Origin of the sequence: Heyndrickxia faecalis (genome assembly GCF_040267745.1) — a bacterium.
In the GTDB taxonomy this organism is placed as follows: Bacteria; Bacillota; Bacilli; order Bacillales; family Bacillaceae_C; genus Weizmannia; species Weizmannia faecalis.
The window spans coordinates 3,177,083-3,194,721 of record NZ_CP158453.1 but is presented as its reverse complement, the minus strand read 5'-3'; the positions used below and the strand labels follow the sequence as shown (position 1 = coordinate 3,194,721).

17 protein-coding genes are annotated in these 17,639 nt (G+C 35.0%); 15 read left to right on the top strand and 2 right to left on the bottom strand.

The features are described from left to right. Positions 1–335: 335 nt before the first annotated feature. Entirely contained in the window at positions 336–812 is a 477-nt protein-coding gene (locus ABR335_RS15265) for a competence protein ComK (RefSeq protein WP_014096247.1), read from the bottom strand. Positions 813–1,101: 289 nt separating this feature from the next. Between ABR335_RS15265 and ABR335_RS15260 the strand changes: the two genes are divergently transcribed. Then, complete coding sequence (locus ABR335_RS15260) at positions 1,102–1,695, top strand: sigma-70 family RNA polymerase sigma factor (RefSeq protein WP_104851703.1); 594 nt, start codon at positions 1,102–1,104, stop codon at positions 1,693–1,695. A 7-nt stretch (positions 1,696–1,702) separates the two neighbouring features. On the opposite strand, the gene ABR335_RS15255 is transcribed toward ABR335_RS15260, so the two are convergent. Beyond that, complete coding sequence (locus ABR335_RS15255; RefSeq protein ID WP_350346361.1) at positions 1,703–2,515, bottom strand: hypothetical protein; 813 nt, start codon at positions 2,513–2,515, stop codon at positions 1,703–1,705. Positions 2,516–2,808: 293 nt separating this feature from the next. On the opposite strand from ABR335_RS15255, the gene ABR335_RS15250 reads away from it, so the two are divergent. The 14 genes from ABR335_RS15250 to ABR335_RS15185 all read left to right on the top strand — a co-directional run bounded on the left by ABR335_RS15250 (position 2,809) and on the right by ABR335_RS15185 (position 17,601). After that, a complete protein-coding gene (locus ABR335_RS15250) occupies positions 2,809–3,546 on the top strand; it encodes a YveK family protein (RefSeq protein WP_350346360.1) in 738 nt (245 codons plus the stop codon). Continuing rightward, positions 3,536–4,231 carry a CpsD/CapB family tyrosine-protein kinase gene (locus tag ABR335_RS15245; protein ID WP_350346359.1) on the top strand — a complete coding sequence of 232 codons (696 nt, stop codon included), beginning with the start codon at positions 3,536–3,538 and terminating at the stop codon, positions 4,229–4,231. The genes ABR335_RS15250 and ABR335_RS15245 overlap by 11 nt, the downstream gene beginning before the upstream one ends. Positions 4,232–4,356: 125 nt before the next feature. Beyond that, entirely contained in the window at positions 4,357–5,121 is a 765-nt protein-coding gene (locus ABR335_RS15240) for a tyrosine-protein phosphatase (protein ID WP_350346358.1), read from the top strand. Positions 5,122–5,457: 336 nt separating this feature from the next. Continuing rightward, positions 5,458–6,354 (top strand): UTP--glucose-1-phosphate uridylyltransferase GalU, encoded by an 897-nt coding sequence (gene galU, locus ABR335_RS15235; RefSeq protein WP_350346357.1) that lies wholly within the window; start codon positions 5,458–5,460, stop codon positions 6,352–6,354. Between the two features lie 12 nt (positions 6,355–6,366). Continuing rightward, positions 6,367–7,065, top strand: a complete 699-nt coding sequence (locus ABR335_RS15230) for a sugar transferase (protein ID WP_350346356.1) — start codon at positions 6,367–6,369, stop codon at positions 7,063–7,065. A 47-nt stretch (positions 7,066–7,112) separates the two neighbouring features. Continuing rightward, positions 7,113–7,577 carry a PssD/Cps14F family polysaccharide biosynthesis glycosyltransferase gene (gene pssD, locus ABR335_RS15225; RefSeq protein WP_258922023.1) on the top strand — a complete coding sequence of 155 codons (465 nt, stop codon included), beginning with the start codon at positions 7,113–7,115 and terminating at the stop codon, positions 7,575–7,577. Continuing rightward, complete coding sequence (locus ABR335_RS15220) at positions 7,574–8,050, top strand: glycosyltransferase (RefSeq protein ID WP_350346355.1); 477 nt, start codon at positions 7,574–7,576, stop codon at positions 8,048–8,050. Before pssD ends, ABR335_RS15220 begins: the two co-directional genes overlap by 4 nt. Before the next feature lie 20 nt (positions 8,051–8,070). Continuing rightward, positions 8,071–9,171, top strand: coding sequence for a glycosyltransferase family 4 protein (locus ABR335_RS15215; RefSeq protein WP_350346354.1), 1,101 nt, complete (start codon positions 8,071–8,073; stop codon positions 9,169–9,171). A 299-nt stretch (positions 9,172–9,470) separates the two neighbouring features. Beyond that, a complete protein-coding gene (locus ABR335_RS15210) occupies positions 9,471–10,745 on the top strand; it encodes an O-antigen ligase family protein (RefSeq protein ID WP_350346353.1) in 1,275 nt (424 codons plus the stop codon). 14 nt (positions 10,746–10,759) lie between these two features. Further along, entirely contained in the window at positions 10,760–11,686 is a 927-nt protein-coding gene (locus ABR335_RS15205; RefSeq protein WP_350346352.1) for a glycosyltransferase, read from the top strand. Between the two features lie 150 nt (positions 11,687–11,836). Next, positions 11,837–12,778 carry a polysaccharide pyruvyl transferase family protein gene (locus ABR335_RS15200; protein WP_350346351.1) on the top strand — a complete coding sequence of 314 codons (942 nt, stop codon included), beginning with the start codon at positions 11,837–11,839 and terminating at the stop codon, positions 12,776–12,778. Between the two features lie 16 nt (positions 12,779–12,794). Further along, positions 12,795–14,213, top strand: coding sequence for an oligosaccharide flippase family protein (locus ABR335_RS15195; protein WP_258922017.1), 1,419 nt, complete (start codon positions 12,795–12,797; stop codon positions 14,211–14,213). A 39-nt stretch (positions 14,214–14,252) separates the two neighbouring features. Next, the gene (locus tag ABR335_RS15190; RefSeq protein ID WP_350346350.1) at positions 14,253–15,590 is read left to right on the top strand and encodes a UDP-glucose dehydrogenase family protein; all 1,338 of its coding nucleotides are present in this window, start codon (positions 14,253–14,255) and stop codon (positions 15,588–15,590) included. Between the two features lie 28 nt (positions 15,591–15,618). Beyond that, positions 15,619–17,601 (top strand): heparinase II/III domain-containing protein, encoded by a 1,983-nt coding sequence (locus tag ABR335_RS15185; RefSeq protein WP_350346349.1) that lies wholly within the window; start codon positions 15,619–15,621, stop codon positions 17,599–17,601. Positions 17,602–17,639: the final 38 nt, after the last annotated feature.

Genomic DNA, 17,639 nt, shown 5'->3' with positions numbered 1-17,639 from the left:
ATAAAGGGCCAAAACCAAATCAAATAGGGGCACCGCCACAACCAAAAATACACCTATTACAACAGGAGAAAGAGATAGAGTTCAATATAAAAAGATTGCAACAAGGCGATATCCATTTGCAAAAAGCAGGCAACAGAGCTGTGATATTTTGTGGAGCGTGGGTAATCGGTGGGGAAAGGGAGCGCATGCGCATCATCTCCGTCCAGCTTCAAAACTGGAATGAAGGAAACGCATGCGTACATAAGTTGGATGGTGTTGCAGAGTGGATGTGCGTTCGGCGTAACGCCCAATTTCAACGATTGCACGCCCGTTCTCAAAGCACCTGAAAACAGCCCCTAGATCATTTTCTTCCATGGTATGTATTTGCCGAGGCCATGGTAATAGCTGGCACAAATAATCGTGCGGCTGAATTGTTTCTGAAATGTATGCACGGAGCAGTTCAGTTTCAGCTGCTGCTGATTGGAAAAAGTAACATAAAGGCCGTCCGCCGTGGCATCAAAGTCTATTATGTTTGCCAGGAAAATGAACTGGCAGTCATACGATCTCGGGGATTTTGTCGGTGTTGCAATCAAACCATCCCCCACCACAATCGGTGCCTTATTAAAGTTAAAAATTTGTTTTGTTCCCTTGAGAACGCCTTCAAAATCGCACATCCGGTAATGGATGCAAGCGTCCCGTAATAATTCAAGCTTGCTCTTCCGTGAGCGAAAAACGCCGTCCTGATCATAAATGACTGTTTGATATTCCGGATCAAATGCGGTATCCAGCGCCATCGTTTCTTTCCTGATTAGGTAGTCAATTTTTTCTGTCACAAAAAATACCCCCTCATGTTAATTTGTGCTTTCCCTCCCGCTTCACTTTCAGGGGCAGAATTGCCAGGGGTGCCATGTCTTGCTGCCATCAAAGTATCCTTCCCCAAAAGAAGAGGGATATCATTGATTTTTATAGTCCTATTATACTATAAATTTCTAAAAAATAAAGCATGAATTTACAATTTTGTTATTATTTTTAATCCATGTAAATCTTGGCCAAAATTTCACGTTTTCCCTTAAAAAATATCAAATTTTCCCGCGGAAAACAGGATGTTTTGGAAACGAAAAAATGACGATCGCCGGTTCGCCCTCTTCCTTTGAACCTGTTATTTTACAATCAACCCGGGAATTCAAGGAAAGCGCGCTTTCCAAAAGGGGAAGCAAAGTGGAAAATTTTGAAGAAGTGCTCAGGCAATACCGGCCGATGATTTTTCATATGATCCGCAAACTCCGCATTTACAAAAACATCGATGAGTTCGAGCAGATCGGTATGATTGCGCTGTGGGAAGCGTATCAGAACAGGCAGGACGACAAAGGGTCATTCACAAGTTACGCGTACAACACGATCCGCGGGAAAATGCTGTCCGAACTCACGAAAAGGCGGAGGGAGGAAGAAATGTTTGCATTTCCGAAAGAGGGGTTTTGGAATGTTGAAGTGGACGAGTCGCTTCGTCCCCCGCTTGAGCTTGAAACATTGCTGTCGTATTGCGACGGCCTTACGGAAAAAGAGAAAAAATGGGTAGTGGCTACTTTTTATGAACAATTGAAACAAGGTGAAATCGCATTTCGCGAAGGCAAATCCGTCGAGGCGGTAAAAAAATGGCGGAGACAAGCCCTTGAGAAAATCAGAAAGAATATGGAACAAAAAGAGAGGAAGCGTTGATGCTTCCTCACTCTGCGATGAAAAACTTGCGCAAGTAGTCATACCATGCTTTTGTGCCTTTGTTGCTTGGGGCGGTTTGTTCGCCATTTTGAAAGGTGACATACGATTTGAATGCGTCACTGTCCGGGTCCGGCCAGTTTTTCCAATGATCCAGGTATGTGTAACCTTCTTTTTTTGCGTACAACGCTAGCTCTTTCACCTGCGCCGGATAATTCGCTGCCTTGTAGAGCGGGTATGACGGCTGAATCATCAGCACGGCATCATCCCAGGCAGCAGCCGCCGTTTTGATATCATCAAGCTGATTGTCCATCGCCACAGCTCCGTTGTTGATTAAAATAAACGGCTCAAACAAAATCAGATCCGGTTTGAAATGGGCGACATCTTTATACTTGCCTTCGCGGATAAACTCGTCGGAATTTAAATGGTAAGAAAAAAGGGAAACCGACACATGGCTGCCGTATGTATCATTCAACGCCTGCTTCAACTGCGGCCCCCAGCCATGCTTATCCGCACCCATCGCATCCGAACCGACAATCGCAATTTTGTAGGCCCGCTCCTTGGAAAGTGCGGTTTTAAAATCCGCGCGGGCTTTTTTCGGCCAGTTTTTCGTGTAAGCCACTAGGGAAGTCTCCGGCTGGTCCGCTTTGTTTACCGACCGCTTTTTCCCCGTGGCCGGTTCTGCCTTTGCCTTTTCCGCTTTTACTGCTACAGAATCCGGCTTGAACCGGCTTGGATCCGTTTTATACCCCCAGTACAGGTGCCCAGCTACCAATACGGCAATGACGACAACAGCCGACAAAATCGCCGTGAATATTTTCATACATCATACCTCCGCTCATCATCACTTATGAAACGCCCGTGCAAACCTATAAAAAATTATGACAAAAAAAGACAAATTGCACAACCAAAATTGAAAGAAAATCCGCCAAAGGTAAATACAGGAAGATTATCTAACCGGTTTCTTTCTGCAAAATATTGTGGTTTAATACAAAGTGTATCAAATTGTTTAAATTTATTTCAGTTTCCCGCAAATTTCGGGATGATCTATGATATAATGTATGATAGTTTTCTATCTATTTCGCATTTGTGCTGCAGATCTAAAGGGAGGAACTTATGGAAGACACAATTAGTTTAAAAGAATTGATGCAGGTGCTGCGCAAACGGCTTTCGATGATCGCGCTGATTACACTGGGGGCGATGATTGTGACAGCCATTGTAACCTATTTTGTGGTAACGCCTGTCTATGAATCTTCGACACAAATCCTTGTCAATAAAGCAAGCGATGACCAATCGATGTATACCACGAATGCCGTACAGACAAACGTTCAGCTGGTCAATACATATAATGTGATTATTAAGAGCCCGTCAATCTTAGATAAAGTGATTGACGAACTGAAACTCAACATGACAACAGACGAACTGAACGATAAAATTGAAGTCAGTACAGAGCAAAATTCACAAGTCTTTACCTTGACAGTAAAAGATACAAACCCGTATATGGCTGCAAAAATTGCCAATAAAATCGGGGAAGTGTTCAAAAAAGAAGTCAAAAACATTATGAAAGTCGACAATGTGACTGTTATTTCGAAAGCACAAGTGCCTACGGGACCTGTTAGCCCGAAACCATTCCTGAATATTGCGATTGCACTTGTTGTCGGCCTGATGGTGGGTGTTGGGATTGCCTTTCTGCTTGAATACCTCGACAACACGATTAAAGATGAGCAGGATATTGAACAAATGTTGGAATTGCCTGTCCTTGGCGTGATTGGGCAGATTGACGATCAAGAACTGAATGGTTTGAACCGCGCAGGAAAAAAAACAAAAAGAAAGGTTGAGACGGTTGGCGCCTAAAAAAACAAAGCTGTTGAACACAAGAAGAAAATTAATCTCAAAGCTAAATCCAACGTCACCGATTTCCGAACAATTTCGGACGATCCGTACAAACATTAGTTTTTCTTCCGTCGACAATGACCTGCAGCTTTTGATGGTCACTTCAAGCGGGCCGGGAGAAGGAAAATCGACTATTACCGGGAACCTCGCTGTCGTCTTTGCCCAACAGGGGAAAAGGGTTCTACTTGTCGATGCCGATTTACGCCGCCCGACTGTCCATTATACATTCGGGATGACGAATACATTCGGTTTAACAACCGTGCTGACAAAACAGGGCACGCTCGAGGAAATGGTGGCCAAAACAGATGTGGACCATTTGCATGTCCTGACAAGCGGCCCGATTCCGCCAAATCCGGCAGAACTGTTAAGCTCAAAGGCAATGAAGGAATTTTTAAAAGAAGCAAAAGAACAATACGATATCATTTTACTGGATACGCCGCCGGTTTTGGCTGTCACCGATGCGCAAGTGTTAACCAATCAGTGTGACGGCACGATTCTTGTCGTCTCAAGCGGGAAAGCGGAAGTAGATGCTGTCAAAAAATCGAAAGAATTGCTGGAATCTGCAAATGCCAATCTGCTTGGAGTCGTCTTAAACAACAAGAAAACCCAAAATACGCATTATTATTACTATTACGGAAAAGATTGACAACACTTAAGTGAAAATTTTCCAATTACTATTGAAAAATGATAAAAATGCACTATAATTTTGTATAGAGTTTGGTTTTCATTGAAACGAAATTTCATTTTTTCACATGTTTGGAGGGGTACGGGATGATGGATATTCATTGCCATATTTTGCCGGGAATTGACGACGGTGCGCAAACCATATATGACAGCCTTGATATGGCAAAACAAGCCGTCTCCCAGGGGATCAAGCAGATTATTGCTACCCCTCATCATATGAACGGAAAATATGAAAACCGCAAAACAGAAATCGTTCAAAAAGTCAATGAACTGAATGAAAGATTGAAAGAAGAACAAATTGATCTGGAGATTCTGCCAGGGCAGGAAAACCGGATTTATGGCGAAATTTTGGAAGACTATGAAAAAGGAGAAATTCAAACGCTGGCCGGCACTTCTTACCTGTTTATCGAGTTCCCCTCGGGGCATGTGCCGCGCTATGCGGAAACCCTTTTATATGAGATACAAGTGAAGGGCTTAATGCCAATTATTGTTCATCCGGAAAGGAACGCGGAACTGATCCAGCATCCGGATCGGTTGTATGAAATGGTGAATAATGGTGTGGCAACACAAATTACAGCCGCAAGCTTAACGGGTGCTTTCGGGAAAAAGATTAAAAAATTCACTGAACAGCTGATAGAAGCAAATCTCACCCATTTTCTTGCATCAGACGCCCATAATGTAAAAACGCGTGCTTTTAAAATGGATGAAGCAGCGGACGAAATTGAAAAGAAATACGGTGCGGATATGCTCTATTTCTTTACAGAGAACGCCGAACTGCTTGCAGGCGGCCAATCCATATACAGAGAAATTCCGCAGCCAGTAAGACAAAAGAAATTGTTTGGTTTGTTTTAACTGACTTTCTTTTTAAGTATTTTGAGAAAAGCATCAAGGGGATATGAAGGAAACTATGGGGGCTACTCTGCTGTTTTTAGCAAGCAGTTTTATCCAGCATTTCTTGATTTTGGAATAGCTATTTCGGGTATGTCTCTCATCCGTTATCGTGCGAGGCACTCGGCCATGCTGTGGGTGTGTGTGCACCTTAGACGCCTGTCGTCAAGAGTATGGTGTGAGGGCGGGTTAGATGCCCGAACATTTATTTTTATACTCGAATGTTGGAAGAACAAATATCGATTGTTTTTATCGTACTGCGCAAATCTTAAAAATCAATTAGAATAAGGAGGAATTTACGTGAAAAAAGTGAGAAAGGCAATTATCCCGGCTGCAGGCCTCGGAACAAGGTTTTTGCCTGCTACGAAAGCCATGCCAAAAGAAATGTTGCCAATTGTGGACAAGCCTACGATCCAATACATAGTCGAAGAAGCCGTTGAATCCGGTATCGAAGACATCATCATTGTAACCGGAAAAGGAAAACGCGCGATCGAAGACCATTTCGACAACGCCTGGGAACTCGAACAAAACCTTGCTGAAAAAGGAAAATTCGACCTCTTAGATAAAGTCCGCTATTCTTCAAATTTAGCCAATATCCACTATATCCGACAGAAAGAACCACTCGGCTTGGGGCATGCCGTTTGGTGTGCACGCAACTTTATCGGCGACGAACCATTTGCGGTCCTTTTGGGTGACGACATCGTCCAAAACGATCCGCCATGCTTAAAACAACTCATTGATCAGTACGAAGAAACCCGTTCTTCCGTTATCGGCGTCCAGCAAGTCCCGGAAGAAGAAACACACCGGTATGGCATTATCGCACCCGCTTCCAAAGAAGGCCGCCGATATCAAGTTGACAAATTTGTCGAAAAGCCAAAACAAGGCACTGCACCATCCAATCTGGCCATCATCGGACGCTATTTACTGACACCAGAAATCTTTATGTTCCTGGACAAACAAGAAAAAGGGGCCGGTGGCGAGATCCAATTAACAGATGCCATCCAGCAGCTGAATCAGATTCAAAGAGTATTTGCTTACCAGTTTGAGGGCAAGCGGTATGATGTAGGGGAAAAGCTTGGATTTATTCAATCCCAAATTGAAATGGCTTTACAAGACAAGACAATCAGCCAAGACTTGTTAAAAATAATGAAAGGAATTATTGAAAAAACAAATACAAGTGTATTGGAAACGAAATAGGGGGTATTTGAAGTGGCTGACACCAGTTATGCTTCCAGTTCGGTTGTAAGGTCCTCTGCTACCCAGAAAATAGAGACCACAAAAAAGATTGAATTTGAAGAGAAAAAAACCTATACAATGATAAAACGTGGGATGGATATAATTGGTGCGAGTATGGGGCTCATTTTTTTATCATGGTTATTTTTAATTGTTGCTGTTCTCATAAAAATTGAAGATCCTAAAGGGACAGTCTTTTTTAAACAAGTACGAGTTGGAAAAAATGGCAAGACCTTTTACATGTATAAATTCCGCTCCATGGTGTCCGATGCGGAAGAAAAACTAAAAGACCTTTTGAAATATAATGAAATTGAAGGTGCTATGTTTAAATTAAAAGAGGACCCAAGAGTTACAAAAATTGGCAAGTTTATCCGAAAAACAAGTATTGACGAACTCCCCCAACTTTGGAATGTGTTAAAAGGTGAAATGAGTTTAGTCGGGCCAAGGCCACCGTTGCCGAGAGAAGTTAAACTCTACTCCGAATATGATAAACAAAGATTATTGGTAGTGCCAGGATGTACAGGATTGTGGCAAGTAAGTGGAAGAAGTGAACTCAATTTTAGAGAGATGGTTGAGTTAGATATAAAATATATCCAGAATAGGTCACTGGGTTTTGATGTTTTAATTTTATTAAAAACGGTAAAAATATTTTTGATACCCAATAGTGCTTATTAATATAACAAAATGTAGTGTATAATTATAAGGTTGTGAGGGGTTGAAATTTGAGAATAACTGTAATCAGTTCAACGGGTGGCCATTGGACACAATTAAATGAAATTATAAAAAAAATTAATGAAAATAAAAAGAAAAATGACATACTATATATTGTAACAGAAAAAAATATGATTTTAAAAAATCGTAATGATATCTTTTTTTTAAAACAGCAGGATAGAAAGAATATCTTGTTTTTTTTAACTATGATTTCAAATACAATTAAATCTTTGTACTATGTATTGAAACATAGACCCAACTATGTTATTTCAACTGGTGCCGGAGTCACTGTTCCTTATTTGATTTTTGCTAAAATATTTAAGTCAAAAATTATATTTATTGAAAGTTTTTCCAAAACAAGAACTCCTACAATTACTGGGCGAATAATTTACAAATTTGCTGATTATTTTTTTATCCAATGGCCGACAATGCAGAAAATATATCCAAAGGCAATTTATAAGGGGAGTTTATATTGATATTTGTCGTTTTAGGTACTCAACGTTTTCCTATGAATAGAGTCATAGATAAAATCGATAATTTGATTGAGATTGGGTTTTTAAACAAAAATAAGATTGTAATACAAAATGGTCATAGCAAGAATTCAAAGTACGCTGAAAATTTGGGCATGATTGACGAAAGTGCATTTAATAATTATATTAAAAATAGTGATATTGTAATAACACATGGTGGAACGTCCTCAATTATAAAGGCTTTAAGAAATAACAAGAAAACAATTATAATCCCTAGGAGAGCAGATTTGAGGGAACATGTGGATAATCATCAGTTTGAAATAAGCGATATGTTCAAAAATAATGGATACGCAGAAGTGGTACTAGACATTGAAGATTTAAAAGAGGCAATTATTAATATCGAACAAAAAGAATATAAAAAACTAAGTCTTCCTAATGGCTTGGCAGATTTTTTGATAAATGATATTTTGAAATTATGAATAGAAATGGGTTACTTAAAATGAAAATGTTATTAATTTCCAATATGTACCCTTCGAAAAAGTACCCTTCTTATGGTACTTTTGTTAAGAACTTTATTGAGATATGTAATGACAGGAATATAGATGTTGAAACTGTTGTGCTCACTAAAAACAGCAATTTTATTTCAAAGATTATTAATTACGTTAAATATTATTTTAAAATTTTCTTTTTCGTCTTAACAAAAAATTATGATATAGTTTACGTTCATTATGCTGGACAAAATTCATTGCCGTTCCTCTTTTTGACAAAATTGAAGCAATTTAATCTAGTATTTAATCTACACGGTAGTGATGTGTTTCCTGAAAAAGCTATTCATAAGTTTTTTTTAAAAATTACTAATCAAGTTTTAAAAAAATGTAGGAAGATTGTAGTTCCTTCTGATTATTATAAAGAGTGTGTATCTGGTATTTTTAAGGTTGAAAAAGAAAAAATTTATATTTTTCCTTCTTCAGGTATTAATGAAGAAGTCTTCCACCCTAAATCGAAAATAAAATGCAGAGAAAGTGTGAATATTAATTTATCACCCGCAATGAAAGTGGTTGGTTATATTGGTAGAATAGATAATGGTAAAGGTTGGGATGTAATTTTAAATTCTATATTTAAATTAAAGCATAAGGGTATAATTAATGCAGGAAACTACAAATTTATATTTATAGGGGATGGGAGACAAAATAAACAATTTGATAAAATGGTTAAAGAATTATCAATAAGTGAATTTGTAATTAAACTGCCAGCTGTAGCTCAAGAAAAATTAGGTACATATTATAATGCCTTTGACGTTTTTTGTTTTCCCACACTAAGAAAATCGGAAAGTTTAGGGTTGGTTGGTCTAGAGGCATTAGCTTGTGGGATTCCAGTCATTGCATCAAATTATGCTGCCCCAAAATATTATATTAGAGATGGTCATAACGGATATAAATTTAATTTTGGATCGTCTGATGATTTATCTGAGAAATTGCAAATGTTTTTTAATCTTAGTGATGAAAAAGTCAATGAAATTAAAAATAACTGTGTTAGATCTGTCATAAAGTACAAAAAAAAATATATTAAAAAAATGTTAATGGAAATTCTTTTAAATTAAGAAAAGAGTTTCTAAAAGAGTTTCCTTTGTATGTATAAACTAAGGTCTAAAGTATAGCTTTTAAGAGGAATATATCTAAATTCCCTTAAGTATTGCAAACACTTATAAGTTTTCGTAATCACATATTTTTTTTACTGGAGACTGGTAGAATCTCTATCCGAACCACCGTATATAATAATGATAGTCAAAGACTAGGCGAAACTGCAGGTACTTTGTCACTCGATCTGTAATATTTAAAAATACTTTTTTGTGACACATATTAGAATCTTGAAAATAAATTGATTATCCAAAGTGAAGAAATGAGTTTTATTGAAGGAGTGCATTTTCTTTTAATGTTACGGCTAAAAAAAGATATAATAATTAAAAGTTTTTATTGTTTTTTAATCTTACTACCATTTGTTGATTTTTTTAATGGCGTAGTTATGCTTTCCCTTAATATACAAATTGTTGGCATTGCCTACAGAGCTTTATTTTTTCTTTTTATGATCCTTAGCATTTTGATTTACTTTAAAGTTAATCAAAGTATCTTAGTAGTGTATAGTATAACAGCACTTCTCTTTTCCTTGCTTTTTCTCCAAACTGCTATTAATGGAGATATTAATTATTTATTTAATGACGTTTCAACCTTGCTCAAATTATTATTATCTGTATTTATTATAGAGTTTAGTAAGAAATTTATAGTAGGAAAACAGGAAAATTATATAAATAGAATTGTATTCTTATATTCCGTCTTTTTTCCAATTTTGCTACTTATACCTTATTTTTTAGGGATGGGTAATAGTACATATAATAACGGCGGTGGGTTTAAGGGCTTTTTTACTGCCACAAATGATATAACTGTGGTTTTTATATTTTTAAATATATATATGGGAGATCTATTTTTTAAATCCTTTAATAAAAAACAAAGTTATTTAAAAAACGGACTGGTTTACCTCTTGAATATTGCATGTCTAGTACTAATAGGAACAAAGACAGGAATTATTTTTTGCCTACTGTGGTTTTTATTTCTTTTTTTCAAAGAGGTTATTTTAAATATAAAGATTACGCTAATTAGCAGATTGAAAATATTATTTGTCTCGGTTTTTTCATTAGTATTTATTGTTTTTATTATTTTAAGATTTTTTAGCGTACCGCTTTTGAATACCTATAATAGAGTTCTTTACTTTTATAATTTATACTCTAATAACTTTGTCCAATTTTTGACTAGTTCTAGGAGTGTTTTTTTTGAAAGTGCATTATATTTTTCAAAGCATACCGAGAATCCTTTTTTGAAGTTTATTATAGGTAATGGCTTTAAATACAGAGAGGAAAAGTGGGGGATAGGTGGATTAATAGAAATGGATCTTGCGGATACTTTTTTTTCTATTGGGATTATAGGATTAGTAATTGTTTTACTCTATTATTTCAAATTCATCGTTTTATCAATTAAATCTCTTAATAGTAATATATTTTCGGTTTCTTTTTTGGTAATGTTTTTATATTCTGTTTTTGCTGGCCATGTTTTATATTCTGCGTTATCATCTACTTTATTAGGCATAGCGTGTACTTCTCTACTTAAAAATAGTAAAGAGTAATGGAGGCTTTTTAAGTGAAAGAAACAATTATGATTTCTGTTATATTGCCAGTTTATAATGTTGAACGTTACCTCAGGAAATGTCTAGATTCACTCTTGCAACAAGTGTATAAAAATTTTGAAGTGATTGCGGTAAATGACGGAAGTACTGATACAAGTTTAATAATTCTTGAAGAATATAAGAATAAATTTCAACACTATTTAATTATAAATCAAGAGAATCAAGGGTTGTCTGAAGCAAGAAATCAAGGATTGAAATACGCTCAAGGAAAATATATCTATTTTTTGGATTCAGATGACTATATTATTCCTGAGATGTTTTTGAATTTAGTTGATCTTGCTGAGTCTAATCAATTGGATTTAATTAAATTTGATGCAAGACCTTTTTGTGATATTCCTAATAGCAATATTTCAATGAGTAATTATGATACGAAAGACACTCTTATTGAAAACAAACTATATACAAGAGAAGAATATGTTCAGTCCGTAAAAAAAAAGTTTATGCCTCCCGTATGGTTGTATTTTATTAAAGCCTCAATTATATTTGAAAATAACTTGGCTTTTAAGAAGGGACTGCTTCACGAAGATGAACTTTTTACAGTACAGCTATTAAAGCATTGTAAAAGAATCATGTACGACTCCCACCGATATTTTCAGCGCAGATATAGGGTAAATTCTATTATGACTAATAGTATAAATTCTAATCCTAAATCGTACAGCTCCAAAATAGAGATCATTAAGATATTTAGTGAGCTACAAAAAAACGAACTTAATAAAACGAATTTTAATTTATTTCTACAAAAGAGGAAAAACTGTTTGTTTACTACACTGTTTTTTTATAAAAACAAACCGAAGATAGAAACTTTAAAATTACTTAAAACAGAAAAAGTACAATGTGACTTAAGGACATTCTTACGAGAAATGAAAAAAATTTTAATGTAATAAGAGAGGTAAATCGTGAAAAGTCAAACTTCATTCGATTATTTTAAGTTTAAACTAAAATATTTTTTGAAATATTTATTGTTAAACCGAATTAAAAAAACGAGGACTAATGAATATATACAATTTAAAGATACAAGGAAGTTTATTGTTATGCAGACCCCAACTCATGGAAATTTAGGGGATCAGGCCATAGCTTATGCACAAAAAGAGTTTGTAAAAGACAATTTTAAGGATTATAAATACGTAGAAATTCCATTGGAAAAAGTCACCGCCGATTATAAAAAGATAAAAAAGGTTTTAACAGAAGAAGATATTATTGGAATTCATGGCGGGGGCAATATGGGCGACATGTATTTATTGGAAGAGTATATTAGGCGGTTTATTATTAAAAAATTTAAGGACAATTTAATAATTTCTTTTCCTCAAACTTTAAGTTTTAGTAACACTATTATTGGTCAAAAAGAATTAAAAAAGACCGTAAAGACATATAACAAGAATAGTAACTTAATTATAGTTGCTAGAGAATTACAGTCATATAATTTAATGAAGAAATATTTTGTCTCTAAAAAAGTGATTCATACGCCAGATATAGTACTATATCTCAATCAATATCAAATAAAAGCAAGGAAAGGAGTAATAACATGTTTTAGAAGTGACCAAGAAAAATCAATTGACGATTCATTAAAAGAAAGATTGATTGATTATTTATCTAAAAATTTCAAGGACATATATCATACAGATACAGTTGTAAAAAGAAAGATATACCCTGAAAATAGACTAAAGGAATTAAAGAAAATTTGGAGTGAATTTAGTTCTGCAGAACTTGTGATAACGGATAGATTACATGGAATGATATTTTGTGTGATTACAAATACACCTTGTATAGTTTTTGGAAACTTTAATCACAAAATAGAAAGTACCTATAATAAATGGTTAAAAAATATAAAATTTATTGCCTTTGTAAAAAATAATGAGATTAAAGATGAAAATGAGTTTAAAACCCTAGTTGGAAATTTAGTCAAAAATTCACAAGAATTTCAAAGACATGATATGACACAGCATTACCATAAAATAATCGAATCTTTGTCTTAAAATAATGGGGATAAGAATGAATAGTTATAAAAAATTAGCAAGTAATTCAATTATATTTGCAATAGGAAATTTAGGCACAAAATTTATTTCATTTATTTTAGTACCGTTATATTCATATACTTTAAATACAAGTGAGTATGGATTAACAGATATGATTACAACTACAACAAATATGTTAATTCCTTTAATTTCCCTTAGTATATATGATGCAGTGCTGCGCTTTGCAATGGATAAGAATTCCGATCACAAGGAAGTCTTATCCAATGGTTTAGTTGTTATGTTTACTGGTTTTCTGATTTTTATTTTATTAGCGCCTTTTCTAGCCCATATACAGCCATTTAGCAATTATATTATTCAATTTTATTTATTACTTTTTTTTCAAATGTTAAACACCTTATTTTTGCAATTCATGAGAGCTATAGGACAAATAAAGTTGTTTGCACTTTCAGGGATAATTAGTTCTATTGTAACATTAATATCCGCTTTTATACTTTTGTATATTTTAAGTACGGGTATTGTAGGCTACTTTACCTCATTAACTATTGCAAATGTCATTAGTTGTATTATGATTATAATTTTTGGAAAAATCCTTGGTTATATTGATATAAAGCGGCTACAATTAAAAGTGATAAAAATGTTGATAAAATATAGTATACCACTAATGCCTAATTCTTTTATGTGGTGGGTCATGAATGCGTCTGACCGTTATTTAATATCATATTTTCTTGGGTTAAGTGCAAATGGTATTTATGCAGTCGCTAATAAAATTCCTAGTTTATTAAATATTGTAAATTCTATTTTCTTTCAAGCCTGGCAGCTGTCTGCAATAGAGGAAGCAAATTCAAAAGATAAGTCTCTATTTTATTCAAAAGTATTTAATATGATTTCAGCTGTAATGTTTTTGACCACCTCATTTCTTTTACTATTTTTAAAACTAATAATGCGTTATTTTGTCTCTGAAAATTATTATGTGTCTTGGAGGTACTCTCCATTTTTATTTTTAGGCGTAGTTTTTTCATGTTTTTCGGCTTTTATAGGAACAAATTACATTGCGAATAAGGATACTTACGGTGTATTTAAAACATCGGTTGTGGGTGCTATAATTAATTTTGGATTAAACTTGATTCTCATCCCAATGCTTGGAATTAATGGTGCATCGATATCAACAATGGTAAGCTTTGCAACAATATGGGTTTTAAGAATTGTGGATACCAGGAATTTTGTCAGGATAAAAGTTGAAATGAATACATTTATTTTAAATATATTAATTGTTAGTTCACAAATCGCTCTGTTATATTTGGTTCCAAACAGGTTTGCTTATATATGCCAGGCTGCTTTGTTTTTATTAATGTTATTTGTGAATAAAAGTATAATGTACCTTATTTATAAGTTGACGCTTAAAATTACAAATATTATAAGACATAAATTCGCTTAAATATATCTCGTTTAATCAAATTTATAGGGGATGTTTAAATTGGCCAGTATTACTGTAGCTGGAACAGGATATGTAGGTTTAGTAACCGGAGTTTGTTTAGCAGAAGTCGGGCATCGGGTCACTTGTGTAGATAATAATGAGGGCAAAATTAACTTACTTCGACAAGGTATTTCTCCAATCTATGAACCAGAGCTAGATAAGTTGATTGTTAAAAATATGGAAAAAGGGAATTTGACATTTACTACAGACTATAAAAGTTCATATGCACGTTCGGATGTAATTTTTATTGGTGTTGGGACTCCGGAGAATGAGGACGGCTCAGCAAATTTAACCTATGTTTATGCAGTAGCGAAAGAGATAGCTGGATCGGTTGAGCATGATTGTCTGATTGTTGTTAAATCTACTGTTCCGATTGGGACAAATGATAGAGTTGAGACCTATATTAAAGGTCACCTTAAGAACAATGTAAAAGTTGAAGTTGCTTCAAACCCGGAATTTTTAGCTCAGGGAACTGCTGTACGTGACACGCTTTATGCTCCCAGAATTGTCATTGGAACTGAAAGCGAGGCTGCAAAACAAACATTAATAGAAGTTTACGAACCATTCAAACAACCGATTCTTCATATGAATCGGCGAAGTGCAGAGATGGCGAAATATGCATCCAACGACTTCCTGGCATTAAAAATCTCATTTGTGAATGATATTGCAAATTTTTGTGAGCGGGTTGGTGCAAATATTGAGGACGTTACAAATGGGATGGGCTATGATGAGAGGATTGGAAACCGCTTTTTAAATCCCGGTACCGGATACGGAGGCTCTTGCTTCCCAAAAGATACAAAAGCTTTGCATTGGCTTGCTGAAGAACATGGTTATATTTTAAGAACTGTAAAAGCTGCGATAGATGTCAATGAAAAACAGAAATATACATTAATCAAAAAGGCTCGCAATGATTTCCAAACATTCGGCGGCAAAAAAGTAGCTGTTCTGGGTCTGACTTTTAAGCCTGGAACGGATGACCTCCGCGAAGCACCGTCCATTCCAAATATCCGTTTACTATTGAATGAAGGTGCTAAAATTCAGGCGTTTGACCCAGTAGGCATCGAAAATTACAAGAAACTATTCCCTGATCAAATTGTTTATAAACACTCTATTGAAGAAGCTTTGGAAAATGCTGATCTTTGTTTTATCTTTACTGAGTGGCCGGAAATCAAAGAAATTGATCTTCGACTATTTAAAGTGAAAATGAAAACACCTTATATCTATGATGGGCGTAACTGTTTTGAATCTAGAGATATGAAGAATAAAGGCATTAATTACTATTCAATTGGGCGTCCTGCCATTTTGGAATACGGAGTATACGACAAAGTTCACGTTTAACTGATACCCAAAAAGAAGAGCACACAGTATGGAAATGAGACCTTTTATATGCAAATGGCTTTCTTATTTAAATCTGATGGAAAAAATTACAGGGGAAGTAGAAAAGTTGAAAAAGAAAAATATTTATCTATTTCTAATTTTGTTCTCCGCAGTTGTCATAGCATTTTTCTTTTATCATTATAATAAAAAAGATGGCGAAAAACAAAGCAACACAGAAAAACAATTAAGTTCAAATTATCCATCATCGAAAGAGATTTTGGATGATTTGAAAAAAAATTCTCCGGATAAAATACACCCACGATTAATGGCAAAAAGCACAGACTTTCAGAATATAAAAGGTTCATTGAACTCCGATATTTATTTAAAAAAGTGGTACGGCCAATTAAGTAAAAGTGCGGAAAATTTGTTGAGTAAACCAACAGTAAAATATGAAAAAAATGATGGCAAGAGGCTTTTGCCAATAAGTCGAACAGTGCTGAATAGGACTGTTGTTCTTTCAATGATGTACAGATTGAGTGGAAATCGGAAATATGCGGAAAGAGCATGGACAGAATTGAAAGCTGCTGCTTATTTTCCAGATTGGAACCCCTCGCACTTTTTAGATACTGCAGAAATGGCAAACGCAGTTGGGATCGGGTACGATTGGCTGTATGATTATTTAAGTCCTGAACAGAAGGAGATTTTGCAACGTGCTTTAATTCATAAGGCTTTTTATCCGGCTTTAGAAGTATATCATCATTCCAAAAGTATAAGTGGGGTACCTTGGAATACTGCCTTTAATAATTGGAATACTATTGTAAATGGTGGATTAATTACAAGTGCATTAGCTATCGCAGATGAGTCACCGTTGACAGAAAAAGTATCTGGTGAAGTATTAAAAAATGCAATTAAGTCCGTGCAACATTCATTAAATTTCTATTCAAAAGACGGAGGATTTGCTGAAGGGCCCGATTATTGGGTGTATGCAACAAAGTATGTTGCTTTTTTTCTATCCTCTTTAGATAGTTCCCTCGGGACAGACTATGGCTTGTCACAAAGTCCTGGATTATCGCAAACAGGTTATTATTATATTTATATGAACGGTCCTGGAGGATTATTTAATTTAGGAGATTCCTCAAACAGGATTAATGATTTATCCCAATTATTATGGTTTTCAGATAAGTACCATAATGAAAAATTTGCTTATCCTGCATTAAAGCTTTATAATCCGATGAATATCATTTGGTATAAAAAAACAATAAAAAACAACACAGATAGTTCTGATCTTCCACTAGATAAATTATTCCGTAGAAAAGATATTGGAATTGTCACCATGAGAAGTTCATGGGATGATTTGGGTGCCATGTTTATTGGTGTACATGCCGGGAGCAATAAGGCTAATCATGGCGATTTGGATATAGGCACTTTTGTTCTGGATGCTTTAGGTGAAAGATGGGCCGAAGATCTCGGTGCAGATAATTATAACTTAACCGGTTATTTTGATACGAAAAAAAAGAGGTGGACTTACTATCGAAAGAGCACGGAAGGACAAAATACTTTGGTTATAAATCCTTCAACTCAGCCAAATCAAAAGGTAAATGCTAGTGGAAAGATTGAACATTTTATTTTTAAAAGTAATAAAGCAAGTGTAACGGTAGATCTTACAAATGCATATATGGATGCTGAATCTATTGAAAGAAAAATATCACTGGTTCGTAATCGTAAAAAAGCTATCGTAGAGGATCACATCAAGCTTATGAAGGATTCCGATATATACTGGTCTATGCATACTAGAGCGAATATTTTTCTTTCAGCGAATAAAAAATCTGCCGTATTGACACGAGATGATAAAGTTCTTTTTGCAAAGATTATATCTCCTTCAGAGGCTAATTTTTCCCACACAGATGCCAAACCTTTGGAGATTTCGGATGAAATAAAAAATCAAAATAATAACCAGGGCATACGTAAATTAATGATTAATTTACAACATGTTAAAAGCACAAAAATTATCGTAGAGTTTTTTATAGAGTAATCAGAAATTCCTGGACCAATGGTAAAGAGTTTGCTCAA